This is a genomic window from Gluconobacter kanchanaburiensis NBRC 103587 (assembly GCF_007988905.1).
Classification (GTDB): domain Bacteria; phylum Pseudomonadota; class Alphaproteobacteria; order Acetobacterales; family Acetobacteraceae; genus Gluconobacter; species Gluconobacter kanchanaburiensis.
The window spans coordinates 54,438-77,834 of the sequence record NZ_BJVA01000006.1; the positions used below are offsets into that span (position 1 = coordinate 54,438).

The 23,397-nt window shown below is 59.8% G+C and carries 22 protein-coding genes; 6 read left to right on the forward strand and 16 right to left on the reverse strand.

Annotated features, from left to right (window positions below; all coding sequences use genetic code 11):
* Position 1: 1 nt before the first annotated feature.
* Entirely contained in the window at positions 2 to 1,084 is a 1,083-nt protein-coding gene (gene aroC, locus GKA01_RS06525) for a chorismate synthase (protein WP_146860395.1), read from the forward strand.
* Between the two features lie 16 nt (positions 1,085 to 1,100).
* Here aroC and GKA01_RS06530 read toward each other — a convergent pair whose 3' ends face one another.
* Positions 1,101 to 1,532: an OsmC family protein gene (locus GKA01_RS06530; RefSeq protein ID WP_146860712.1), complete on the reverse strand. Its 432-nt coding sequence runs from the start codon at positions 1,530 to 1,532 to the stop codon at positions 1,101 to 1,103.
* 462 nt (positions 1,533 to 1,994) lie between these two features.
* On the opposite strand from GKA01_RS06530, the gene GKA01_RS06535 reads away from it, so the two are divergent.
* Together GKA01_RS06535 and GKA01_RS06540 are read left to right on the forward strand one after the other, a co-directional pair.
* Positions 1,995 to 3,848, forward strand: coding sequence for a ribonucleoside-diphosphate reductase subunit alpha (locus GKA01_RS06535; protein ID WP_371859263.1), 1,854 nt, complete (start codon positions 1,995 to 1,997; stop codon positions 3,846 to 3,848).
* Positions 3,849 to 3,873: 25 nt separating this feature from the next.
* On the forward strand, positions 3,874 to 4,893 hold the full coding sequence (locus GKA01_RS06540) for a ribonucleotide-diphosphate reductase subunit beta (RefSeq protein ID WP_146860401.1): 1,020 nt from the start codon (positions 3,874 to 3,876) through the stop codon (positions 4,891 to 4,893).
* Here GKA01_RS06540 and GKA01_RS14040 read toward each other — a convergent pair.
* Positions 4,890 to 5,306, reverse strand: coding sequence for a hypothetical protein (locus GKA01_RS14040; RefSeq protein WP_307724938.1), 417 nt, complete (start codon positions 5,304 to 5,306; stop codon positions 4,890 to 4,892). The two genes, GKA01_RS06540 and GKA01_RS14040, sit on opposite strands and share 4 nt — an antisense overlap.
* A gap of 3 nt (positions 5,307 to 5,309) precedes the next feature.
* Here GKA01_RS14040 and GKA01_RS14045 point away from each other — a divergent pair, with 3 nt between their 5' ends.
* Positions 5,310 to 5,897, forward strand: coding sequence for a hypothetical protein (locus GKA01_RS14045; RefSeq protein WP_307724939.1), 588 nt, complete (start codon positions 5,310 to 5,312; stop codon positions 5,895 to 5,897).
* A 6-nt stretch (positions 5,898 to 5,903) separates the two neighbouring features.
* Positions 5,904 to 6,959, forward strand: coding sequence for a polyprenyl synthetase family protein (locus tag GKA01_RS06550; protein WP_146860404.1), 1,056 nt, complete (start codon positions 5,904 to 5,906; stop codon positions 6,957 to 6,959).
* A 57-nt stretch (positions 6,960 to 7,016) separates the two neighbouring features.
* Here the strand turns inward: GKA01_RS06550 and murI are convergent, their stop codons facing one another.
* Positions 7,017 to 7,862, reverse strand: coding sequence for a glutamate racemase (murI, locus tag GKA01_RS06555; RefSeq protein WP_146860407.1), 846 nt, complete (start codon positions 7,860 to 7,862; stop codon positions 7,017 to 7,019).
* Positions 7,862 to 8,608, reverse strand: a complete 747-nt coding sequence (locus GKA01_RS06560) for an orotate phosphoribosyltransferase (RefSeq protein ID WP_146860409.1) — start codon at positions 8,606 to 8,608, stop codon at positions 7,862 to 7,864. Before GKA01_RS06560 ends, murI begins: the two co-directional genes overlap by 1 nt.
* A 218-nt stretch (positions 8,609 to 8,826) precedes the next feature.
* On the opposite strand from GKA01_RS06560, the gene GKA01_RS06565 reads away from it, so the two are divergent.
* Positions 8,827 to 9,063, forward strand: a complete 237-nt coding sequence (locus tag GKA01_RS06565; RefSeq protein WP_146860412.1) for a hypothetical protein — start codon at positions 8,827 to 8,829, stop codon at positions 9,061 to 9,063.
* A 15-nt stretch (positions 9,064 to 9,078) separates the two neighbouring features.
* On the opposite strand, the gene GKA01_RS06570 is transcribed toward GKA01_RS06565, so the two are convergent.
* The 12 genes from GKA01_RS06570 to GKA01_RS06625 all read right to left on the reverse strand — a co-directional run bounded on the left by GKA01_RS06570 (position 9,079) and on the right by GKA01_RS06625 (position 23,230).
* The gene (locus tag GKA01_RS06570; RefSeq protein WP_146860415.1) at positions 9,079 to 10,374 is read right to left on the reverse strand and encodes a citrate synthase; all 1,296 of its coding nucleotides are present in this window, start codon (positions 10,372 to 10,374) and stop codon (positions 9,079 to 9,081) included.
* 106 nt (positions 10,375 to 10,480) lie between these two features.
* A complete protein-coding gene (locus GKA01_RS06575; protein WP_146860418.1) occupies positions 10,481 to 10,996 on the reverse strand; it encodes a SixA phosphatase family protein in 516 nt (171 codons plus the stop codon).
* Positions 10,996 to 11,340, reverse strand: a complete 345-nt coding sequence (locus GKA01_RS06580) for a chorismate mutase (protein ID WP_146860421.1) — start codon at positions 11,338 to 11,340, stop codon at positions 10,996 to 10,998. The genes GKA01_RS06575 and GKA01_RS06580 overlap by 1 nt, the downstream gene beginning before the upstream one ends.
* On the reverse strand, positions 11,330 to 12,016 hold the full coding sequence (locus GKA01_RS06585) for a metallophosphoesterase (RefSeq protein ID WP_146860423.1): 687 nt from the start codon (positions 12,014 to 12,016) through the stop codon (positions 11,330 to 11,332). The genes GKA01_RS06580 and GKA01_RS06585 overlap by 11 nt, the downstream gene beginning before the upstream one ends.
* 112 nt (positions 12,017 to 12,128) lie before the next feature.
* Positions 12,129 to 16,664, reverse strand: a complete 4,536-nt coding sequence (locus GKA01_RS06590; protein WP_146860426.1) for an AAA family ATPase — start codon at positions 16,662 to 16,664, stop codon at positions 12,129 to 12,131.
* Between the two features lie 35 nt (positions 16,665 to 16,699).
* Positions 16,700 to 17,326 (reverse strand): thioredoxin domain-containing protein, encoded by a 627-nt coding sequence (locus GKA01_RS06595; RefSeq protein WP_146860429.1) that lies wholly within the window; start codon positions 17,324 to 17,326, stop codon positions 16,700 to 16,702.
* Complete coding sequence (locus GKA01_RS06600) at positions 17,327 to 17,962, reverse strand: DsbA family protein (protein ID WP_146860432.1); 636 nt, start codon at positions 17,960 to 17,962, stop codon at positions 17,327 to 17,329.
* Between the two features lie 55 nt (positions 17,963 to 18,017).
* On the reverse strand, positions 18,018 to 18,965 hold the full coding sequence (locus tag GKA01_RS06605) for a hemolysin family protein (protein ID WP_146860435.1): 948 nt from the start codon (positions 18,963 to 18,965) through the stop codon (positions 18,018 to 18,020).
* Complete coding sequence (ybeY, locus tag GKA01_RS06610; RefSeq protein WP_146860438.1) at positions 18,962 to 19,468, reverse strand: rRNA maturation RNase YbeY; 507 nt, start codon at positions 19,466 to 19,468, stop codon at positions 18,962 to 18,964. The genes GKA01_RS06605 and ybeY overlap by 4 nt, the downstream gene beginning before the upstream one ends.
* On the reverse strand, positions 19,437 to 20,621 hold the full coding sequence (locus GKA01_RS06615; protein WP_146860441.1) for a PhoH family protein: 1,185 nt from the start codon (positions 20,619 to 20,621) through the stop codon (positions 19,437 to 19,439). The genes ybeY and GKA01_RS06615 overlap by 32 nt, the downstream gene beginning before the upstream one ends.
* Positions 20,615 to 22,027, reverse strand: a complete 1,413-nt coding sequence (gene miaB / locus GKA01_RS06620) for a tRNA (N6-isopentenyl adenosine(37)-C2)-methylthiotransferase MiaB (protein ID WP_146860444.1) — start codon at positions 22,025 to 22,027, stop codon at positions 20,615 to 20,617. Before miaB ends, GKA01_RS06615 begins: the two co-directional genes overlap by 7 nt.
* A gap of 246 nt (positions 22,028 to 22,273) precedes the next feature.
* On the reverse strand, positions 22,274 to 23,230 hold the full coding sequence (locus GKA01_RS06625; RefSeq protein ID WP_146860447.1) for a lysophospholipid acyltransferase family protein: 957 nt from the start codon (positions 23,228 to 23,230) through the stop codon (positions 22,274 to 22,276).
* Positions 23,231 to 23,397: the final 167 nt, after the last annotated feature.

Here is a 23,397-nt window from a genome sequence, read left to right on the forward strand (position 1 = left end):
CATGTCGGACAACAGCTTCGGGAAGCTTTTTCGCGTCACTACCTGGGGTGAAAGTCACGGGCCGGCGATCGGCTGTGTCATCGATGGCTGTCCACCTCGCCTGAAGCTGTCCGAGCAGGACATCCAGCCCTGGCTCGACCGTCGTCGGCCGGGGCAGTCCCGCTTTACCACGCAGCGCCGGGAGGCGGATCAGGTCCGCATTTTGTCGGGCGTGTTTGAAGGTCAGACGACCGGCACCCCCATTTCGCTGATGATCGAGAATACCGATCAGCGGTCGAAGGATTACGGTGATATCGCAACACGGTATCGCCCCGGCCATGCCGACATTGCCTATGACATGAAATACGGCATCCGCGATTATCGCGGGGGCGGGCGCTCTTCGGCGCGCGAGACGGCCATGCGCGTTGCAGCAGGGGCCGTGGCGCGTGTGCTGCTGAAAATGCTCGTAGGTGAGGGGGTAAAGATTCGCGCCGCCCTGACGGGCATTGGCGGTCAGACTATCGATCCGTCCCGCTGGGATTGGGACGAGGTCGAGCGCAATCCGCTCTGGTGTCCCGATGCGGGCTCCGTGGGTACCTGGGAGGATCTGCTCGACTCCGTTCGCAAGAATGGGTCGTCGATTGGGGCGACTGTCGAGGTCGTTGCGGAAGGTCTGCCCGCCGGACTCGGTGCGCCCGTCTATGGCAAGCTGGATGCCGATCTGGCCGGAGCCATGATGGGTATCAATGGCGTCAAGGGGGTCGAGATCGGGGATGGTTTCGCCGTAGCTGCTTTGCGTGGTGAACAAAACGCCGATCCGATCGCACCGGGCCCGCAGTTCGCCTCCAACCATGCCGGCGGCATTCTGGGCGGCATCTCAACAGGACAGCCCATTGTGGCGCGTTTCGCGATCAAGCCGACTAGCTCGATCCTCACGCCTGTCCCGAGCATCACGCGTGATGGTCAGTCTGTCGACGTGATGACGAAGGGGCGGCATGATCCCTGTATTGGGATCCGCGCCGTTCCCGTAGCAGAGGCGATGATGGCCTGTGTGCTGGCCGATCATCTATTGCGCGACCATGCGCAGTGTGGCTGGGGCCGTTAGACCCCAGGCCGGCTGCTCAGCCTTCGAACGTGGCGTCGAGCGTGATTTTGGCCTTGATGACCTGAGAGAGCGGGCAGCCTTCTTTCGCTTTGTTGGCGATTTCCAGAAACTGCAACTCTGAGGCTCCCGGCACCCTGCCGCGCAGGGTCAGGTGAGACTGGGTGATGGCAAAGCCTTCGCCGGACTTGTCCAGCGATACGGTTGCCTTCGTGTCGAGGGATTCGGCTTTGAAGCCCGCCTGTTCGAGCATCATGGAGAGCGCCATCGTGAAACACCCGGCATGGGCCGCGCCCAGAAGCTCTTCCGGGTTGGTACCAGGCTTGTCTTCAAAACGGGTGTTGAAGCCGTAAGGCTGATCGTGCAGGGCGTTGCTCTGGGTCGAAATCGTGCCTTTGCCGTCCTTGAGACCGCCGCTCCAGTGTGCCGAAGCTGTCTTGTTGATCGTCATGATGGGCTCTTCCATGTTGTCGATTCATCCGTTCAAACGCGATGTGTCGGGGAATGTTGCCGGCATCGGTGTTCACGAAATTTCCCAATCCTGTGACCGGCATCCCACAGTGGAAAAAGGCGTCCGGGGAAAACTCTTGGGATAACAGCCTGATAGGGGCGGTTTTCCGCGATCGGCACTATATCTAGGGGCATTAACGAATTCCTTCCCTAGATATGGGAAAGTGCAAATTCACAGCTCATCGAAATTTGCAAGCGAACTTCGTGCTTGCGGTCGGGTTCGGAGTGATGGAAATGAGTGCTCAAGACTTCAGAAATAGATGCCCGGCGGAGACAGCGAATGACCCTTCATGACGTGACGATGGATGTGTCCGACGAGGCCGATCGCGCCCATGACGTGCGCCCTCCGATTGATCACCCCATTGGTGAGGCTCCGCTTCCGGGAGATGCCGATTCTGCGGACATGTTTGACGATGTCGTGCAACTTCCAGGGCATCACGCCGTACGTGTGGATCGTTCGCGCGATTCCCTGCTGACGGATTTCGGCAAGGCCACGCTGAACAACCGCTATCTGCTTCCGGGCGAGGACTATCAGTCGCTTTTTGCGCGTGTAGCCTCCTATTACGGCGCCGATGCGGGCCATGCGCAGCGGATCTACGACTACATTTCCCGCCACTGGTTCATGCCGGCCACGCCTGTTCTGTCCAATGGAGGCACTGAGCGCGGTCTTCCAATTTCCTGCTTCCTGAACGAGGCTGAAGACAGCCTTTCGGGAATCGTGGGGCTGTGGAACGAGAATGTCTGGCTGGCGTCCAAGGGCGGCGGCATCGGGTCGTACTGGGGCAATCTGCGCTCCATCGGCGAGAATATTGGTCGTAACGGCAAGACGTCCGGTGTCATTCCCTTTATCCGCGTTATGGACAGCCTGACGCTTGCGATTTCGCAGGGCTCGCTCCGTCGAGGCTCGGCAGCCGTGTATCTGCCGGTCTGGCATCCGGAAGTGGAAGAATTCGTCGAGATGCGCCGTCCGACGGGCGGTGATCCGAACCGCAAGGCGCTGAACCTCCATCACGGTGTGCTCGTGACGGATGCGTTCATGCGTGCGGTCGAGGCGGACGAAGAATGGGCGCTGCTCTCTCCGAAGGATCACAGCACGATCCGCAAGGTATCGGCGCGGGGTCTGTGGATTCGGATCCTGACGGCGCGGATGGAGCAGGGCGAGCCCTACATCATCTATTCCGATCATGTGAACCGCGCCCGTCCGGAGCATCACAAGCTGGCTGGGCTGGAAGTGAAGACCTCCAATCTCTGCGCCGAGATTACGCTGCCGACCGGTATTGACCATCATGGCAAGAACCGGACAGCCGTGTGCTGCCTGTCCTCGCTCAATCTTGAGACCTGGGACGAGTGGAAGGATGACCCGCAGTTCATCGAGGACGTCATGCTGTTCCTCGACAATGTGCTGCAGGACTTCATCGACCGCGCACCGGACGACATGGCGCGCGCCAAATACGCGGCTGCCCGCGAGCGTTCGGTCGGTCTGGGCGTGATGGGGTTCCATTCCTTTCTGCAGGCCCGGATGATCCCGTTCGAGTCCGTGATGGCGAAGGTCTGGAACCGGAAGATTTTTGAACATATCCGCAAGCAGGCCGATGCTGCATCGAAGCATCTGGCAGAAGTGCGCGGGCCGTGCCCAGATGCCGCCGAATACGGCTTTATGGAGCGCTTTTCGCACAAGCTTGCCATTGCGCCGACGGCCTCGATTTCCATCATCACGGGCAATGCCAGCCCGGGCATTGAGCCGATTAGCGCCAATGTATTCCTGCAGAAAACGCTTTCGGGCTCGTTCTCGGTGCGCAATCGCCACCTGAAGAAAATTCTGGAAGAGCGCGGGCAGGACACGGACGAAGTCTGGTCGGCGATTACGCTGAACAAGGGCTCGGTGCAGAACCTCGAGTTCCTGACACAGGACGAGAAGGACGTGTTCAAGACGGCGTTCGAGCTTGATCAGCGCTGGGTCGTGGAACATGCCGCAGACCGTGCACCGTTCATCTGTCAGGCGCAGTCGGTCAATCTGTTCCTGCCCGCTGACGTGCACAAGCGTGACCTGCATCAGATCCATTTTCAGGCCTGGAAGAAGGGCCTGAAGTCTCTCTATTACTGCCGCTCCCTGTCCGTGCAGCGCGCTGATGCGGTGTCCACGCTGGCGGTAAAGAGCGACATTCTGGAAGACGAAAAATACGAAGCCACGGCTCAGGCCGCCCCGCGCGGCGAAATGAGCAGCGGCGATTACGAAGAGTGCCTGTCCTGCCAGTAATGGCGGGATTTGAAAGGACGCGATCATGAGCGACACCACCCCGATCTCCGGCACGCCGGACGAACAGCATTTCGACCTGATGACCGCCAATCCGGTCTACAAGCCGTTCCGCTATCCTTGGGCCTATGATGCCTGGCTGACCCAGCAGCGCGTTCACTGGCTGCCTGAGGAAGTGCCGCTGGCGGATGATGTGAAGGACTGGCACCGGACGCTGACGGAAGCCGAGCGTCATCTCGTGACGCAGATCTTCCGCTTCTTCACGCAGTCGGACGTGGAGGTGAACTCCGCGTACATGAAGTATTACAGTCAGGTCTTTAAACCGACCGAAGTGCTGATGATGCTGTCCGCGTTCTCGAATATCGAGACGATTCACATCGCCGCGTATTCTCATCTCCTTGACACCATCGGAATGCCCGAGACCGAGTATTCGGCTTTCCTGAAATACAAGGAGATGAAGGACAAATACGATTTCATGCAGTCGTTTAACATCGACAACAAGCGTGAAATCGCCAAGACCATGGCGGCCTTCGGGGCGTTCATGGAAGGGCTTCAGCTTTTTGCGTCCTTCGCGATCCTGCTGAACTTCCCGCGCTTCAACAAGCTCAAGGGCATGGGGCAGATCGTGTCCTGGTCGGTGCGTGACGAGACGCTGCACTGCCTGTCCATGATCCGCCTGTTCCGTACCTTCGTCCGCGAAAACAGCGAAATCTGGACGCCGGATTTCCGTGAGGAACTGACGCAGATCTGCCGCACCACGGTTGAGCATGAAGATGCGTTTATTGATCTGTGTTTCGAGATGGGGCCGGTCGAAGGCATGTCCTCCGAGGACGTGAAGAAGTACATCCGCTTCATTGCTGATCGCCGCCTGACGCAGCTGGGTCTTGATCCGGTTTATGGGCAGGAGAGCAATCCTCTGCCGTGGATCGACGACATGCTGAATGCCGTCGAGCATGCCAATTTCTTCGAAAACCGTTCAACTGAATATTCCCGTGCCTCCACCTCTGGTACTTGGGAAGAAGCATTTGAGGGAAATGTTTTCAGCTAAAACCCGTTTGGAGAGGTCTGGCTTTCAGGGAGGGCCTCTCCATTACGAAGAACGCGTTCGGCTGCCGGTGTGAAACGGCCATCTGTCTCGTGCAGAATCAGGCCGGATCGTAGCCGGAAGACCCCTCGGCCGCCGTGTATGGCGCGAACAAGCACAAGCTTAGCTTCGCGTCCCGGTCGGGGCCAGAAGGGATAGAGCTGGATCGAGCCGCATCCGTTCTCTTTCAGGGTCTGACAGGCCCCCTCTATGCTTGCTGTGGACAAAACGAATGTGAGTGATCCACCTGGGAGCACCCATTTCGTCAAAACGCGGATCCAGTCTTCTGGAAGACCGCTTTCTGCGCTGAGGGCGAGGCGCCTCCTGAGGTCAGGCGAAGGTGTGCCGTGCGGGCTGTGCCATGGGGGGTTGGCCATCACATGATGAAAGCGCCCGTTGACCGTCGGGGTAAGCCCTCGCAACGATTTCGGGATGTGGGGAAGCTCACCCTGTACGATCTGGAGGGCGGGTCTATCTGTGGAGATGGGATTGTTCCGGATATTCTGACGGGCAAGTTCCGCGGTTGCAGGATCGGCTTCCAGTCCGACTCCACGAACACCGGGAATGCGGGCACAGAGGCACAGCAGTCCGGCGCCGGCACCGCATCCCGCTTCCAGAACCGTCTCCCCCGCTCTGGCGGGAATGGAGGCTGCCATCAGCACGGGTTCAAGCCCGGTGCGGTATCCGTCGCTGAACTGGTCGTACCGAACCCGTCCACCAAGCAGAAATCCCTCTTCCGTCCGGGGGGGCGGGATGCAAGGGAGGGTGTTGGAGAAGGGGGCTGGGGCCTGCAATGGGTTGACCGTCTTCCTGCTGCCGCTCATATGGTCATTCCAACCTGTCGTCCGGCGTTACATCGTCCGTTCGATCTTCCCATCACGGGCAGAAAAGAACGGCACCTCGCCACATCATATCGTGCCCGTGTGGATCTGGGCCAGTGTCCGGATCCGCTGCGGGAACTGGAGTAATGACCCTTGGATTCTGCCGCATCGGACGTTTCCGCGACCGTTGACAAAGCTGTGGTCGGAGATGCCGGGGGCGAGAGCGCCCTTTCTGCTCTGTCCGCCTATCTGGAACAGGACATGCAGGCCTGCAACCGTGCGATTATCGCGCGTATGGAGAGCCCGGTTCCGCTCATTCCGCAGCTTGGCGCCCATCTTGTCGCTGCTGGCGGCAAGCGGCTTCGTCCGTTGCTGACGCTCGCCTCGTCACGCCTGTGCGGCTATCAGTCGACTCCGCAAAACCAGCGTCATGTCGGTCTGGCGGCCTGTGTCGAGTTTATCCATACCGCAACCCTGCTCCACGATGATGTCGTCGATGAGAGCAGCCTGCGGCGTGGACTGGCCTCGGCCAATGCGGTTTTCGGGAATAAGGCATCGGTTCTGGTTGGCGACTTTCTGTTCGCGCGTTCCTTCCAGTTGATGACGGCGGATGGCTCACTCAAGGTCATGGCGATTCTGTCCGACGCTTCGGCGACCATCGCGGAAGGCGAAGTCCTGCAGATGGTGACGCAGAACGATCTGTCCACACCGGTCGATCGTTATCTGGAAGTCATTCACGGCAAGACGGCTGCCCTATTTGCGGCGGCGTGTCGGGTTGGCGCGGTTGTCGCTGATCGGCCGGAAAGCGAAGAGGAGGCGCTTGATCGGTTTGGGACCAATCTGGGGATGGCGTTCCAGCTCGTGGACGATGCTCTGGATTATGCTGCTGATCAGCAGGTTCTGGGCAAGACGGTTGGCGATGACATGCGTGAAGGAAAAATCACGCTCCCGGTTCTGGCAGCCTATGAGGCTGGGTCTGCAGAAGATAGGGTTTTCTGGGAACGGGTCATCGAAAAGGGAGAGCAGACGGAAGCTGATCTGCCACATGCCCTGGCCCTGATCGAAAAAACTGGGGCTATCGCCACCACCATTGAGCGTGCCCGTGTCTATGCGGCTCAGGCGGTCGAGGCGCTTGCGATATTTCCGGACTGTGAACTGCGACGTCTTATGATCGAGACAGTCCAGTACACGGTTGATCGCGCACGCTGATCAGGGTTGCGCCCTGTCTTCGATGAAGGCAGGGCGCCTTTTCTGAAAGGACTGCTCTCAGGGTTCGATCTTCTGAAGTGCAGCATTCCCAAACAACTCCCATTCCGCAAAGCCGAGCCGCTCCGCTGCCGTTAGAAGCTTTTGTGCTTCGGGGGGGGCGCTCGTTACGAGAAGTCTGCCGGAATGTGGTGTTCTGGCTGGCCAGTCTGCTGTTTGCAGAACAGTCCGAATCTGTCTGGCCACCGCAGGGGCAGGATCAAGCCAGGTTATAGCCGCGGGCGAAAGGCGCTCGAATGCATCCATCAGGAATGTGTAATGGGTGCAGCCCAAGCCTACGGTGTCGATTTCGTCTCCGTAAGGCTGGCTGAAAAGACAGTCCAGTTCGTGGCGGATATCGGCATCGGGAATATTTTCACCGAGAAAAGCACGTTCCGCCAGATCCGCGAGGCGACGGGCACCATGTGTCACAAGGCGGCAGTCGGAAGCAAAATCTTCGTGGAGCTGAAGAATATAGGGACGACGCGCAGTCGCGGAGGTCGACAGAAGGCCAATGACCCGGCTTGTTGAAACGCGTCCTGCCCAGCGGATCGGCGGTACGCAACCCACTACAGGAATGCTGAGTTTCTGACGAAGGGCGGGAAGGGCGATCGTGCTTGCCGTGTTGCAGGCAATGACCAGAACGTCGGGCTTCAGTCTGTCGCAGGCTTCGCTCAGCAGGCTGACGATACGCGATGTGAGCGCATCATCTGGCTGCTCCCCGTAAGGGAACAGGGCCGTATCAGCGAGATAATCGATATGAAGGGCAGGCAGGAGGTCGCGCAGGGCCTGCACGACGCCCATTCCGCCAATGCCGGAGTCAAAGACCAGACCCCGGTAGCCTGGCACGGATGCGCCAGTTTTCATCAGGCTTCCGCTTTGGCCTTGAGAGCGAGCGCTTCTTCGGCACTGCTCACGCCACCATGTTTTTTCGACCAGCCACAGGGATCTTCAAGGAAGCGGCGGACTTCGGCGCTGTCTTTTTCCGAAAAATAATCGCCTCCCGCGCAGGCTTCGAGCACGTCCCACCAGGTGCAGAGCGAATGCAGGGAAATGTCCATGTCCGCCAGTGTCTTGTGGGCGCCAGGGAACACGCCATAGAAAAAGACAACGAAGGTATGGTTGACGATTGCCCCGGCGTCACGCAGCGCATTGGCAAAGCGGATCTTTGAGGCGCCGTCCGTGGTCAGATCTTCGACCAGCAGGGTGCGCATGCCCTCGGGGACATCACCCTCGATCTGCGCGTTGCGGCCAAAGCCCTTGGGCTTTTTGCGGACATACGCCATCGGGGTCATCATCCGGTCGGCAATCCAGGCTGCAAATGGAATGCCGGCGGTTTCGCCACCCACAACAGCGTCAATGCTTTCATAGCCGATGTGACGCCCGATCTTTTCAACGGCGAGTTCCATGATTTTGGTTCGTGCGCGCGGAAAAAAGATAATCTTACGGCAATCGATATAGACAGGCGATTTCCAGCCGGATGTCAGGGTGTAGGGATCTTCCGGACGGAAATTGATGGCTTTGATCTCAAGCAGGATACGGGCTGTCGTGAGGGCCGCGTCGCGGTCCCACTGGGTGCGGCCTGCCATGGGGCCATCGGCAAACTGGGTCATGCGTGTCTCCGCTCACATCGTTTTATCGTGGTTTACCGGGCCGTCGCGAGGAAGGGTAGAGGCAATATGACGGAGCCTTTCCTGAATAAGCTCGAGGGGATAACGCCAGTATTTCCTGTCAGTGTTTTCGGGTGAGCCGATCTTCGGGCTTGCGTGTAAGCCCGGAGAGTTCTAGGGAGAGATATCGATATTCATTCTCATTTACGGCAGGATCAGAAGTGAGCATAGAAACCAGCCGGATCGGCCGGAAATGCGAACGCGCTGTTGTGACGGCCTATCAGGAACTGCGGGAGGTCGGACAGCAGGACATGCAGGCTTTCGCAGCCTGCACGACGCTTTACCGTATCCATCATCCCGAATCCTCAGTCACGGAAGCCCGGCGCCTGGTTGCGGAGTGGATTGATCATCACGTCGTTCGTCAGGCCAGAGGCCAGACCCCCGGCTGCGACTGCTGAATTTGCGGAGGGGCTTCAGCCCCTCTCACTCATGGGAACGAATGCTCTTTCCGCCGCGCCTGTATAGAGCTGTCTTGGGCGGCTGATCCGAACCGACGGCTCCTCGATCATTTCCTTCCACTGACTGACCCATCCCGCGGTGCGTGCGACCGCAAAGAGGACGGTGAACATGCTCTTGGGAATTCCCAGAGCCTTGAGAATCAGCCCCGAATAAAAATCAACGTTCGGATAGAGGCGACGGCTGACGAAGTAGTCATCCTCCATTGCCACACGTTCCAGCTCCATCGCCAGATCCAGCAAGGGATCCCGCTTGAGGCCCAGCTCCTCAATCACTTCATGGCAGGTCGCCTGCAGGATCTTCGCGCGCGGATCGAAATTCTTGTAGACGCGATGGCCAAAGCCCATCAGGCGTACGCCGGAATTGCGGTTTTTGACCTCGTTGAGGAAGGCCGGGATACCGTCCCGGGTACCTATGGTTTCCAGCATGCCGAGTGCGGCCTCGTTGGCGCCGCCATGCGCAGGTCCCCATAGGGCGGCAATGCCAGCCGCGATACAGGCATAGGGGTTCGCACCGGTCGAGCCTACGAGGCGGACGGTCGTCGTGGAGGCGTTTTGCTCATGATCGGCATGGAGCAGAAGGATGCGGTCCATCGCGCGGGCCAGCACAGGATTGACCCGGTAGTGGTTGCCAGGTCGGGCAAACAGCATGTGCAGGAAGTTCTCGGAGAACGACATTTCCTCATCGGGATAGATGAACGGTTCGCCGATGGAATATTTGTAGGCCCAGGCGGCGATGGTTGGAACTTTGGCGATCAGGCGACGGGCAGAGAGATCGCGTGCTTCCGGCTGCGAGATATCGAGGCCATCGTGATAGAAGGCCGAGAGCGCGCCGACAGTACCGCACAGGATGGCCATCGGATGGGCATCGCGGCGAAAACCGTTGAAGAAGTTGCGGATCTGTTCATTCAGCAGGCGGTGAGTGTTCATGTCCGTGCGGAAAGTCTGGTACTGGCTCGCCGTTGGCAGTTCACCGTAAAGCAGCAGATAGGCCGTTTCCGTGAAGCTGGCATTGACGGCCAGATCTTCTATTGGATAGCCGCGATGCAGCAGAACACCTTTGTCACCATCAATATAGCTGATGGCACTTGTACAGGTGGCAGTACTTCCCAGCCCGGGATCGTAGGAAAAGATGCCCGTTTTCTGGGACAGGGCTCGCATATCCACCACATCCGGGCCGATTGTCCCCTCCAGAATAGGAAACTGACGACTAACGCCGTCAAGACATACGGTTGCGGAACGTTTTTCGGACATGATGATTTTCAAACCGGCCTATGAAGTGAGATCTACGAGAAAGAATAGTACGCTATTCTATCTTCGAAAGGTTTTTTGTGTCTAGAGACGCCGTCGGAGAGATGTTTCAGGGTAGCAAAACCCGTGCGGGCCTGATTGTGGAAGGGCGTGCATCCATCCACTCCCTGGCAATGTCAAAAATCGTCAATGCTGCAATCGGGTAGCCGTTGGCCAAAGCGGAAAATCGGGTCTCCGTCCGGGCGGCTCCCAGCAGATCATGGATAAGATTGCCGAGTGCCGGGTTATGTCCAACAATCATCAATGTTCTGATGGTATCGGGAGTACCGTGAATCAGGTTGTAAAGATCGTCGGGCGTTGCTGAATACAGACTGTCTTCGATCATGACCGAAGGTCTGTCTGACAGGGACGTTAGAATATTCCGGGTGGTCTGCCGGGTGCGGAGAGCCGGACTACACAGGACCTGAAAGGGCCGTGGGAGATCTAGCCGGGCAATCTGCTGACCAATCAGGGAAGCCTGCTGCAAGCCCAGAGCAGTCAAGGGGCGTCCTCTGTCCCCCTGTTCCTGGGGACCATATGTCGCTGCCTGAGCGTGCCGTAGAAGAAGGAGCTGGCCGGAGGACATCACTCGTTGCGGGCGTTACGGCTGTCCGCGGCGATGGCTTCATGATGGCGGATGACTTCTCGGATGACGAAAGCGAGAAATTTCTCGGCGAAATCGGGGTCCAGATGCGCGTCTTGCGCCAGTTGACGCAAGCGTTCGATCTGCCGGGTTTCGCGCGACGGATCAGCGGGCGGAAGATGGGCGCGGGCCTTGAGCTTCCCAACTTCCTGTGTGCAGCGGAAGCGTTCCGCCAGCATGTGGACCAGTGCCGCATCTATGTTGTCGATACTGGCGCGCAGACGTTCGAGTTCCTTATGGGCAGGGTCTGGCGTACAGGGGACGGAGGAGGTGGGTTCAGGGTTCATTCAGGTCGATCCATGCTAGGTGACCGCCTTTCCCGGCACCAAGATCGGTGAAGACGGCTGTACCCCCCAGACGTCCCGTCCGGCGCCAGGGGCGCCCGTCGGTAGAACGGCGGTCATGGCCGACATAGACCGTCATTCCCTCGGGAATACGGTTGATCCAGGTCAGGCGGCGTTCGGGATAGCCATCCGGCTGCATGCGGCCGGTGGTTTCACCAAAAAGGGCGCGGGAAAGCGGTGCTGACATCTCTCCCAGACCCGGCATGGGCGGGAGAGACAGCATCGCCGTATGAAATCCGCCATGCACGAATAGTGATCGTCCAATCCGCAGCCAGGTAGGGGCCTGGTCGATTGCTCCGTATATCCGTTCAGGCAGGCCCTCGTATTCGGGCAGTGAGATCTGGCGCAGGGTTTCCTCAAGCGGCGGATCGCGCCTCAGGCGCCGCCCTTCCAGCGCACGGCCGAGCTTGCGGTCATGGTTGCCGAGAATGAAGAGACCTCGCTGCTGCTCCAGAAGTTCGAGCATGAGCTCCATCACCCCGGCACTGTCAGGTCCGTGATCGACGAGATCTCCAAGCTGGATAATGAAGCGGTCAGTCGCCGTTGCATGTCTGAAAGCATTGAAATCACCATGCACGTCTCCCACCACGCGGATACCGTGCTCACGGATTCGCGTCATGACAGGAGCGGGGAGAGGTGGATCAACGAAGATGGCGTGTGCTTTCCGATTTTCCCTCTATCAAAAGGCCAGAATGGCTTAACGTCAATTTATCTGTTTCAGAAATCTGATGTCAGCCGTCCACAAGGGCCGTCGCATGCCCCAGATCGACCGAGAGGACGCGACTGACACCGCGCTCCTGCATCGTGACGCCGTATAGACGATCCATATGCGCCATCGTCAGTTGATGATGTGTCACGACGAGAAAACGTGTTCCCGCTTCTTTCGTCATATCGGACAGCAGGGAGCAGAAACGCTCGACATTCGCGTCGTCAAGCGGCGCGTCGACTTCGTCGAGCACGCAGATCGGAGCCGGGTTGCAGCGGAAGGTCGCAAAGATCAGCGACAGCGCTGTCAGCGCCTGTTCGCCACCGGAGAGCAGGGACAGGGTGGAAAGTTTCTTGCCCGGAGGCTGTGCAAAGATTTCCAGCCCCGCTTCCAATGGATCGTCGCTGCCAACCATACCGAGATGGGCGCGACCACCCCCGAACATGCGGGCGAACAGGGACTGGAAATGGCGATCCACCTCAGTGAAGACTGCTAGCAGGCGCTCGCGACCCTCCCGGTTGATCGTCCCGATCCCTCCCCTGAGGCGATTGATGGCTGCAGTAAGCTCCGCATGTTCGCGCGCGATGGTTTCTGCCGTCTCACGCGCTTCCTCAAATTCGGCTTCCGCCCGAAGGTTGACGGCTCCGAGATCTTCACGCTCGCGGACCAGACGGGAAAGGCGACGTCGGGTGGAGGTCTCGGCCTGCTCGGACAAATCGGACGGGTATGATGCGCCCTGTGCCGCTCCTTCCGGCGGATCGCTCTCTGCAAGCAGACGCTCCCGGGCAGCGACAGCCTGTTCGGCCCGTTCCTTCAGTCGCGCAATGGCCTCGCGAGCTGCCGCCAGAGCAAGGTCGGCACTCCGGCGCTTTTCCAGGGCTTCCAGTCCGGCGGCGCCTGCGGCTTCATCCCGTGCGCGCGCATCGTCGTAAGCTTCCTGAGTCTCTGCAAGCGTCTGATCGTGTCTGGCCAGTCTGTTCTGCAATTCGGTCGGAACAGCAGCAACGGTCCGCAGGCTTTCTTCCAGCAGGTCACGCCGGGCCCGCAGGTCCGCCAGAGCGGGTTCAGCCTCCCGGATCCGCTGTTGCAAGGTCTCGATGCTGGCATGTGCCGCGGCCAGCGCGCCCGTCAGGCGGACTTCTTCAAGTGCGAAATGGCTTTCCTGCGTTCGGAGTGTTTCCAGACCGGCGCGTGTCTGCCTGAGGACGTCAGTTGCATCGCGGACTGTCTGTTCCAGCACAGCAGGGTCCGGGCGTTGCGTCAGTTCGTCCGATTGTTTCGCGTGGTCTGCCCGCAGGCGCTCAATCAGGGCATTAAGGTCTTTCTGGCGGGGGATGAGGGCGGAGCGGCGTGCCTGTGCCGTAGCGGCGGCCTGTTCATGGCCTTGAAGTCGGCGGGCGAGCGTTTCCGACTGTTCACGACTGGCCCGTGCGTTTTGAGATGCAATGTCGGCCTCCGCACTGACGCGCTCAAAAATACGACGTGATGCGTCGGCAGCCGCAGAAAGGCTCTCTACATCCGGTCTGGTATTTTTTTCGCGGAGAGCCTGTCTCTGGCTTGTGAGGCGTTCCTGCTCGTCTTTCAGACGGGCCAGACTGTCCGCGAGATCCTGCAGCCGCGTCAGCGTTGCGTCATGCCGTAGCACGGCCTGATCAAGGGTCCGGGCCGCGGCATCCGCGGCATTCCGGCTGTCCTGAACGAGGTTGCTGGCGTTCCTGTATGCCTCGCGGGCCTTTTCGGCCTCCTGCGCGCAGGTCAGGGCTGTAGCCTGAAGAGCATCAGGCGCGGGATACGCGGCGAGTTCGGATTCGGCCTGGGTATGAGTGGAACGGGCAGCGGTCAGGGCCTCTTCAGCTCCCTGACGATGCTGACTGGCCTGTTCCCACTGGTTGCGCGCCAGTGCGGCTTTCTGTTCGAGCCGGGACGCGGCTGTACGGGCTTCTGCCAGTTGCGGCTCAAGCGTCGCACGGTCCCGGCGAAGCGTGGACAGTGTGGACACAGCTTGTTCACGTGTCTGGATGGTTTCGGCATAGGCTGCGCTCAGAGCCGGCTGTGCCGCCTTATGGGATGTGAGGAGAGCCAGATTTTCCGTGAGGCGCTGACGCTGCTCAAAACGGATTGCTCCGGGATCGGGCGCGTCGGCAGAGCGCGTAAAACCGTCCCAGCGCCATAAAGCGCCGCTGCGGCAGACAAGAACCTGCCCTGGCAGGAGGGTTTTCTGCAATGACGGTCCAGCGGACTCATCCTCGAGGAGGAATGCCGCGCTCAGACAACGATGCAGGGCCTCGGGCACCTGAAGGAACGCGGAGAGCGGCCGACCTGCTGGCGGGCTTTGTGTTTCCAGCCCTTCCAGCATGCGCCAGCGACGGTCTGCGGGAATTGTGTCAGGCGCAAGAGATGCATCAAGCCCATCGGCCAGAACGGCTGCCACGGCGGGAACCAGATCCGCAGGGAGATCCAGTACGCTTTCAAGCGGCTCCGGCTGTGCGGCAACACTACCCAGCGCCTGCTCAAGACCGTCACATTCACCCTGCGTGCGTAGGATGAGTGTCTCCAGTTCAGCCAGTGCCTGCCGCGCGCTGTTTTCACGCTCCTGGGCACGGGCGAGAGTGGCTTCAGTCTTCACAAGTGCTGTTTGGAGTGTATCCAGCTGCTTTTCTTTTTCAAGAACGGCGTTGCGTGCTGCCTGAAGCGTTTCATCCGGAACGAGGCCGGTTTCCGCAGAGGCTTCGATCGTTGCCGCTGCCATCGCCTTATGACGGGCCTGCTCGAGAATGCTTTGGCTCTGTTCGACCGCGCGGACAAGCGCTTTCTGACGCTGAGTTCCCTCTTCTGCCGCCGCCCGTGCTTCCAGCCACCGCGTGCTACAGGTTTCCTGTTCCTGCAGGGCGTCTTTTTCCTGCTTCTGCGCCTGATCGAGGTTCGTTGCGATCTTTTCGCAGGCATCCTCCAGTTCGAAGCGCATCTCGTCACTGAGCAACGTCTCTCGTGCGGTGTCTTGCGCCGCCTGATCCTGCCGTATCTGGCTTCCCGTGGTCTGGATGCGCCTGTCCAGATCGGCTTCGTTGGCCAGAAGGGCTTCGAGACGGCTTTTTCCTTCCGTCAGAGCGCGGCTGTCCAACTCGGCTTTCAGGCGTGCGTCATGGAGGGCTTCTGTGCAGTCATGCTCACGCTCACTGTCGGACGCGGATTGCGTCTGCATTGATAAGACTTCATTTCGCAAAGTCTCCAAAGCCTGTTGATCTGGTGCAGCCCTTTCCAGAACGATAATTTCCGCCTCAAGGCTCTGAAGGGAGGCGATTTCCGTATCCAGTCGGATCGTCAGGGAATCGAGCCCCTGCATGACGGTATCCCGCCGGATGGCTTCCGCATCCCGCACACGGATCGCGTTTTCCAGTTCGGTCGCCTGATCCTTTTCCGTCGAGGCCAAATGTGCGATCTCGGTCCTGCAGACGTGCAGTCTGCCCGGCAGTGTGGTTGCCTCCTCATGAAGGGCGGCTTGGTCCTGTGTTGCGACCGCAAGACTTTCCCGGTCGTCTGAAAGACTACGCTCGCTTCGGGCCAGATCGTCCTGCGCCTGTTCGAGGCGAAGACGGGTTTCAAGCTCGGTTTGTTGCGCGCGTTCGAAGTCCTGTTTCAGTGTTTCGGACTGGACTTTGAGGCGTTCCAGGGCGCTGCGAAGGCGGTCCGTCTCTTCACGTGCTTCCGGGGCGGCCTTGCGTGTCTCGAATTCGGTAATTGCAGCGGCTTCCGCATCAGCTTCTGCTTTTTTTAAAGCTTCGCGGGCCTTGGCCAGATCGTCGCGGCTGCGCTGTACCGCAAGGTTGGCGCGGGCGTGAAGCAGTGCGTGAAGCTCTGTCTCCGTCAGGCGAATTTTTTCTGATATTTCACGATATTTCCGCGCCTGTGCGGTCTGGCCTTCAAGGCTTGTCAGCCGTTCCTCGAGCTGAAGGCGCAGGTCTTCGGCGCGGGAAAGATTCGTCTCGGTTTGGCGCAGTTTGAGTTCGGCGTCGTGCCGCCGGGCGTGCAGCCCGGTGATGCCCGCGGCTTCTTCCAGCAGCAGGCGGCGTTCTTCAGGTTTGGCTGCAATGAGCTGGCCGACGCGGTTCTGACTGATGATGGCGGAACTGCGGGCACCGGACGCCAGATCGGCAAACAGGGTCTGGACGTCCCGTGCCCGCATGACGCGGCCATTGATCCGGTATTCGCTGCCTGAGCCGCGTTCGGCGCGGCGTGTGATTTCCAGTTCTTCCGCGTCCTGGAAGGGGGAAGGCGCCAGACCGGCCGCGTTACTGAGATGGAGCGTGACCTGTGCGAGGTTTCGGGCTGAGCGTGCCCCAGTCCCCGCGAAAATCAGATCGTCGAGTTCCCCCCCTCGAAGGGCGCGGGCGGAGGTTTCGCCCATCGCCCATCGTAGCCCCTCGACGACATTGGATTTGCCACAGCCATTCGGCCCGATGATCCCCGTCAGACCTGGAAGGATATCGAGACGCACCTCATCGGCGAAACTCTTGAAACCGCCGATGCTCAGGCGGTCGATCGTCGTGGTGCTGCTAGACATCGGGGAAAGGAAATACCGGTCCTAAGTGGAGTTGATCAGGACGCTTTGGCGACGAGATCGGCAAATTTTTCGTAGGTTTCCGGGTCCTGATCGTAATGCGTGTTATTGAGCCGGAAATACGGCGTGCCCTGGATGTTGTAGGTGTCCGAATCCTTCTTCACCTGATCAAACAGGGCCTCGGCGAAAACGTTGTCCTTGCTGATGGCATCGAACTGCGCGGCGGAAACTCCGGCGAGGGCGGACATCTGCTTAAGGCGCTGCATCGGATCGCCACCGGAGGCGAAGGCCCACTGCATCTGGCTCGAAAAGAGGGCCTCGATGAATGGGACGTAGCGTTCTTCCGGCAGGGAACGCGCAACCATTGCCGCCGTCAGGCCAACGCGATCGCCACAGAAATCATGGAACTGGTAGCGGATCTTTCCCGTATCGATCAGCTTTTCCTTGATCTGGGGAAACTCTTCCGTCGCGAAATGGGCGCAATGCGTACAGGTCAGAGAAAACCACTCCTGGACCAGAACCTTGGCGTTCGGGTTGCCGATGATGCGCGGGCTGAGGCGAGGATCTGCCGCATCAGCAGCATGCGATGCGGTCACACTGCCTGCAACGGCGAGCGCCGGAGCGGCGGAGACGAAAAAGCGGCGGGACAGGGAAAGACGGGTCATTCAGGAGGCCTTTGCGACTGCTTTGGCGAAATCATCATAGCTCCCGACCACACTGGGGGCGGGAACATCATTGATACGGAAATATGGCGTGCCAGAGATCTGGAGGAAAGCGCCGTCGTGATCCTGCTTGTTGATAATGGCCTCACGCAGGGCATTATCGGCATTAATGTGGTCGAACTCCGCTGAGTTCACACCGAATATTGCGGCGCGTTTCTTCAGCTCTGTAACCGGATCGATATTCTGTGCGAAAGCCCATTCGTCCTGATGGTCGAGAAGATCCGTCACGAAGGCTTCGTAGCGGTTCACTGGCAGGGAGCGGGCCACCATGGCAGCCAGCAACGCCACCTGATCGATCGGGAAATCATGGAAGCGATAGCGGATCTTGCCCGTGTCGATCAGGTTTTTGCGAACCTGCGGAAAGATTTCCCGCGAGAAATGTGCACAGTGCGAACAGGTCAGGGAGAGCCATTCGTCTACAATGACCTTCGCCTCTGGCGAGCCGATAACGCGTGGTCCCATGCGCGGGTCGCTGGCGGGCACGTCGTCTGCTCTTGCGAACGGTGCTGCCGCAGCAGCTGCGACGGCCATTCCGGATACGAGGAGGGTACGGCGGCCAAGAAGCCGGGGGGCAGGCATAGGCAGGGCTCCGCTGGAAACAATGTGATACTCGAACGACGAACAGGGCGCCCCGTCAAGAGCTCCGATCGTCTTCCTGTGTTTTCAGAGCCGGAAGCGGTTTGTTTTCCCAGCCTTCCGGAACGCGCATCCGTAGCGAGCGGATGTGTCGCGCATCCGCGTCCAGAACACGGAACTCGAGGCCACTTTCATGAGTGAGCACCTCGTCCCGTGCGGGAACATGCTCAGCCAGACGGAACACCAGCCCACCTACCGTTTCGATTTCGGCCTCTCGTTCGGCATCGGTCAGGACGGCTCCCAACCGTTCTTCAAGTTGTCGGACGGGAAGGCGTGCATCGATATCGAACGATCCATCCTGACGCTCAACCCACATGGTTGTGACAGGATCGTCATGTTCATCCGAAATGTCTCCCACGATGGTTTCGATCAGATCTTCGATCGTCACGAGCCCGTCAATGCTGCCGTATTCGTCGATGACAAGAGCCATGTGCATCTGGCGCTGGCGCATCTGGAGCAGCAGATCCAGCACCGGGATGGTCGGTGCGATCATCAGCGGCTGGCGCAGGAGCGGGCGAATGTCGAAAGCCTCCGGCTCGCCGACATAGGCGATCAGGTCCTTCACATGGATCATGCCCGCAATGTCGTCGAGCTGGTCGCGGTAAACAGGAAGGCGGGAGTGGTTTTCCCGTCTCATCAGATCCAGCGCTTCGCCAAATGGAAGCGCTTCGGGCATGGCAATGATATCTGCCCGTGGGATCATGACGTCATCTGCCGTGATGTCGCGCAGACGCAGCACGTTCATGATGAGGGCGCGTTCCTGGCGGTCCAGCTCGGGCGCGTCGGTCGTGTCTTCCGTGGGCTGGCTGGCCTCATGGACGAGGGTAGCTATGGATTCCCGTAAGCCCTGATCCCGGCTGCGGCGGTTGAAAAGGCCGAATATTCCACGGGACGAGCGACTTTTGCCGCTTTCGTCGGACAGACGGTCGTTTGAATCGTCGCTCATACCCGCACACTCCCCGCCTGCTGTCCATTACCCTGCTTCCATGGATCACCAAAACCGAGGGAGCGCAGTGTCCGGGTCTCTACACCTTCCATTTCCCGGGCCTCGCCGGGGTGGTGATGGTCGTAGCCGGCAAGATGCAGGGCACCGTGGACGACGAGATGCGTCAGATGTGCCTTGAGGGAGCGCTTTGCGGCAACAGCCTCGCGCTGCACGGTCTCGTAGCCCAGCACGATATCTCCGCCATGAGCCGGCGAAACCGGTTCGAACGTCAGAACGTTCGTCGGCTTGTTGCGATCCCGGAAGCGCGCATTGAGTCGCTTGACGACCCTGTCCGTTGCCAGAAGGATCGAAGGGGCCGGAGACTGTGTGAAATCGGGGCCACCCTGGCGGGCGACCGCGACGAGTGCACGCCGGATTGCACGCTCCGTTCCCGGAACCGAGGCGCGCCAGCGGGCGTCCTCGATGATGATGTCAGTACCGACGTGTCGACTTGGAGGTTCCATTGTTTTCCCGGCGCAGCCTGTTGCGGAAGACGTCCCGCGGGGCTGGCGCTTTCTGTTCATAGGCATCGACGATGCGCGCGACCAGCGGATGGCGCACCACATCTTCTGAAGAAAAACGCGTTATGCCGATTCCCTTGATGCCTTCGAGGGTCTCGACCGCTTCACGCAAACCGGATGATACACCATTCGGAAGGTCGATCTGACTCAGATCTCCTGTAATGGCCATGCGTGTCCCCTCACCCATACGGGTAAGGAACATCTTCATCTGGGCTGCAGTCGTATTCTGGGCTTCGTCCAGAATGACGTAGGAATGAGCGAGCGTGCGTCCGCGCATGAAGGCGAGGGGGGCCACTTCGATCTCACCCGTCCCCATACGGCGCACCACCTGATCGCCCGGCATCATGTCATGCAGAGCGTCGTAGAGCGGGCGCAGATAGGGGTCGATCTTTTCACGCATGTCACCCGGCAGGAAGCCGAGGCGTTCACCGGCCTCAACCGCCGGACGCGACAGTACGATCCGGTCCACCTGTCCCGCGAGCAGCATGCCGACGGCTTGTGCGACGGCGAGATAGGTTTTGCCCGTACCCGCCGGACCGATGCCGAACACCATGTCGGTATTGGCCAGCATTTCCATATAGGCGGCCTGACCGTGCGAACGTGGCGCGATTACGCCGCGCTTGGTGCGAATGGCAGGCAGATCTCCGAACGGGCTGGCGGGCAGGGGGGGCTGCTTGCCGTTAGTTTTTTCCGGGCGGCGCTGGCTATTGCCGCGTGGAGGAGGCTCCTGCGAAGCCGTCGGACGGGCTTGTCGTGTATCACTCGGCCGTTCGGGACGGCTCGGTAGAGCGGTGAGGCGAATGACGCCATCGACCTGCGAGGCATCGATCGTACCGCCCTGTTCGAGCTGGTTGTATAGCGCGATAATGGCTGCCTGCGCCCGCCCGACAGTGTCTGTTTCGCCGGAAATAGCAATCTTGTTGCCACGGCAGGAGAGTTTGACGTTGAACCCTTCTTCAAGCCGGACAAGGTGCCTATCATGGTCTCCTAGCAGGCGCTGGAGCAGGATGTTATCGCTGAAACGAAGAGCAACGGTGCGGTTGCCTTCGGAACCACTGCTGGTGGCGACGGGACGGGTCGGGTGCGTTGTCAGCAAGCGGAGGCTGTCTCCCGGATCAGGGTGCCGCCCAGAGAGTTGGTGCGGCGCGTTGTAATCGCGACTTTTACTGTAGAGCCGATCAGATGGTCGGGACCGTCGAAATGAACGGGTTGTAGGTAAGGTGATCGCCCGGCGATCTGGCCGGGCTTGCGGCCGCGGTTCGTCACCAGGATTTCCTGCACCGTCCCGACCATGTCGGCATTGAAAGCGTCCTGCTGTTCGCGCAGAAGCGCCTGCAACTCGGCCAGACGACGATCCTTCACGTCCTCGGGCACCTGCATCGGCTGACCGGCAGCGGGTGTGCCCGGACGTGGAGAATACTTGAAGCTGTAGGCCATGGCGAAACCGATATCGCGCACGAGCTGCATGGTCGCCTCGAAATCCTCTTCCGTCTCGCCGGGATGACCGACAATGAAATCGGAAGACAGGGCCAGATCCGGGCGGGCTTCGCGCAGCCTGCGGACGCTTTCGCGGTATTCGTCGGCCGTATGACCACGGTTCATGGCCTTGAGGATCCGATCCGAACCGCTCTGCACCGGCAGATGTAGGAACGGCATGAGCGCTGGATTGTCCCTGTGTGCGTCGATCAGGCTCTGATCCACATCTCGCGGATGGGACGTCATGTACCGGATGCGGCCCAGGCCCGGAATCTGGGCGAGTTGCTCGACCAGTCCGGCAAGCGTCGCACTTCCGCCGTTGTCGTCATCGCCGTGATAAGCGTTCACGTTCTGCCCGAGCAGCGTGATTTCACGGACGCCGCTTTCCGCCATCCGTCGAGCTTCTGCCAGAACGGATGAGACTGGACGGCTCGTTTCCGCGCCACGGGTGTAGGGCACGACGCAGAACGAGCAGAACTTGTCACAGCCTTCCTGAATGGTGAGGAACGCCGTGAGGTTGCCCTGCGTCTGGGGAGCGGCCTCCGTGGGCAGGAAATCGAATTTCTGCTCGACCGGGAAGTCCGTTTCGATCACGGCACCGCCGGCACGTGCAGCGCGGGCGACCATTTCGGGCAGCTTGTGATAGGTCTGCGGACCGAGAACCAGATCGACATAGGGTGCGCGGGAGAGGATGACCTCCCCCTCGGCCTGCGCGACGCATCCCGCAACCGCGATGATGGTCCGATCAGCCCCATTGCTTATCCGTTCGTCACGGATCTTGCGCAGACGTCCAAGCTCGGAAAAGACTTTTTCAGTCGCCCGTTCGCGGATATGGCAGGTGTTGAGGATGACCATGTCCGCGTCTTCAGGGCGCTCAACCGGCCCATAGCCCAGCGGGCGCAGGACATCGGCCATGCGTGCGCTGTCATAGACATTCATCTGACAGCCCCATGTAATGACATGAAGGCCGCGTGGTGCGGTTCCTGAAGAGACAGGTAGATCTGAAGAAGTCGGAACAGTCGTCAAGGTATCGGTCCGGAAATGGCGGAGTCAGGCGCAGATGTCGGAACAGGCATCCTCCGAGGCATGTCTGTTCCGGAGAACGGGATGCCAGATGCGTCGGTCCGACGGATTATCAGACGGGCCTGAATGGGCAATACCATCTCCGGACACGAAGGCGAAATTGCCGCCGCATCGTGTTGTGAAATTGGCGTGTGGGCAGGCTTCAAGTCAAGACAAACATGCTGGCGGCTTCGGTTTTGAAGTGCTTTTTCAAGAAGCGTTCACCTTCTGCCGACCGCGGCGCAGGTCTGCGGCACCTGTATTCACAGCTTCATACGTCGCCCGGGACAGGTCTTTGCGTGAGAGGAACTCATCAGGGGTGATGGGTTCATGCAGCATCAGAGAGGCTCCCATGGATCGCCATTGCCCGAAGGACCACAGATGTGGCGCAAGATCCATGTCTCCATACCAAGAGAAGACATTCCGGCGGCTGCGGCCGACGGGAAGTCCCTCAAGACTGTCATAGACGACTGAAACCGGCTGAATCAGCACGGGAGGAGCTTTCGGCAGTCCGATCTGTTCCAGTCGGCCGGGTTTGGCGACGGCGAAAAACGAGGACAGGAATGGCAGCACGCGCGAACCATCTGATGACGTCCCCTCCGGGAACAGTACGATGTCGTCTCCGTCCCATAGGCGCGCGGCCATGTCCTGAAGCTCGCGTCCTGTTTCCCGCCGGTTGCGGCTGACGAAAATCGTGCGGCCCAGGCGGGACGCCGTACCGATGAGTGGCCATTTCCCCACTTCGCCTTTGGCGACGAACACCACGGGCAATTCGCTTCCGATAACGGCGATGTCGAGCCACGAACAGTGATTGGCGACGAACACCACGGGACGCTGTCCTTCCCGGACATCCCTTGCCGTGCGTACGCCGCCTGCGCTCTGGCCGAGGACCCGGATCTTAATTCCCAGAATTCGACATACGCCTTTCCAGAAAAGGCGTGGCATCACGATTTTCAGACGTCCGGGAAGGCGGATCAGAACCGCCTGTATGCTGCATGTCACGAAAGCCCAGACCAGCACGAGCGAAAGACGGACCGCACAGCGCAGACGGCTGTAGAGCGAAGAGCGGGTTGTCGGTTGAAAAGCCGGAAAAGCGGCATTTTCGTCCAGGACGGGACGGCTCTGGGAGCGTCGGCCGTTCGAGGGCTTGGCATCACGATGGGACATGGGTGCTGAGTGATACGGTTTTCGCGAGCCGGATACAATCTTGTTTATGTGGGTCGCATTTAATGTGGTCGACGGTGGAGCTTTGCTCCAATGTGGGGCAGGCAGAGGGAATGTGGCTGCCGCGAGGATATTTTTCCGGACCGCTCCCGTCCGGGAGGACTTGACAG

What these genes read in the sequence shown, in the direction of transcription:
- aroC (WP_146860395.1), top strand. Translation starts at nt 2, where the DNA reads ATGTCGGACAACAGCTTCGGGAAGCTTTTTCGCGTCACTACCTGGGGT.
- GKA01_RS06530 (WP_146860712.1), bottom strand. Translation starts at nt 1,532, where the DNA reads ATGACGATCAACAAGACAGCTTCGGCACACTGGAGCGGCGGTCTCAAG.
- GKA01_RS06535 (WP_371859263.1), top strand. Translation starts at nt 1,995, where the DNA reads ATGTTTGACGATGTCGTGCAACTTCCAGGGCATCACGCCGTACGTGTG.
- GKA01_RS06540 (WP_146860401.1), top strand. Translation starts at nt 3,874, where the DNA reads ATGAGCGACACCACCCCGATCTCCGGCACGCCGGACGAACAGCATTTC.
- GKA01_RS14040 (WP_307724938.1), bottom strand. Translation starts at nt 5,306, where the DNA reads ATGGCCAACCCCCCATGGCACAGCCCGCACGGCACACCTTCGCCTGAC.
- GKA01_RS14045 (WP_307724939.1), top strand. Translation starts at nt 5,310, where the DNA reads ATGATGAAAGCGCCCGTTGACCGTCGGGGTAAGCCCTCGCAACGATTT.
- murI (WP_146860407.1), bottom strand. Translation starts at nt 7,862, where the DNA reads ATGAAAACTGGCGCATCCGTGCCAGGCTACCGGGGTCTGGTCTTTGAC.
- GKA01_RS06560 (WP_146860409.1), bottom strand. Translation starts at nt 8,608, where the DNA reads ATGACCCAGTTTGCCGATGGCCCCATGGCAGGCCGCACCCAGTGGGAC.
- GKA01_RS06570 (WP_146860415.1), bottom strand. Translation starts at nt 10,374, where the DNA reads ATGTCCGAAAAACGTTCCGCAACCGTATGTCTTGACGGCGTTAGTCGT.
- GKA01_RS06575 (WP_146860418.1), bottom strand. Translation starts at nt 10,996, where the DNA reads ATGTCCTCCGGCCAGCTCCTTCTTCTACGGCACGCTCAGGCAGCGACA.
- GKA01_RS06580 (WP_146860421.1), bottom strand. Translation starts at nt 11,340, where the DNA reads ATGAACCCTGAACCCACCTCCTCCGTCCCCTGTACGCCAGACCCTGCC.
- GKA01_RS06585 (WP_146860423.1), bottom strand. Translation starts at nt 12,016, where the DNA reads ATGACGCGAATCCGTGAGCACGGTATCCGCGTGGTGGGAGACGTGCAT.
- GKA01_RS06590 (WP_146860426.1), bottom strand. Translation starts at nt 16,664, where the DNA reads ATGTCTAGCAGCACCACGACGATCGACCGCCTGAGCATCGGCGGTTTC.
- GKA01_RS06595 (WP_146860429.1), bottom strand. Translation starts at nt 17,326, where the DNA reads ATGACCCGTCTTTCCCTGTCCCGCCGCTTTTTCGTCTCCGCCGCTCCG.
- GKA01_RS06600 (WP_146860432.1), bottom strand. Translation starts at nt 17,962, where the DNA reads ATGCCTGCCCCCCGGCTTCTTGGCCGCCGTACCCTCCTCGTATCCGGA.
- GKA01_RS06605 (WP_146860435.1), bottom strand. Translation starts at nt 18,965, where the DNA reads ATGAGCGACGATTCAAACGACCGTCTGTCCGACGAAAGCGGCAAAAGT.
- ybeY (WP_146860438.1), bottom strand. Translation starts at nt 19,468, where the DNA reads ATGGAACCTCCAAGTCGACACGTCGGTACTGACATCATCATCGAGGAC.
- GKA01_RS06625 (WP_146860447.1), bottom strand. Translation starts at nt 23,230, where the DNA reads ATGTCCCATCGTGATGCCAAGCCCTCGAACGGCCGACGCTCCCAGAGC.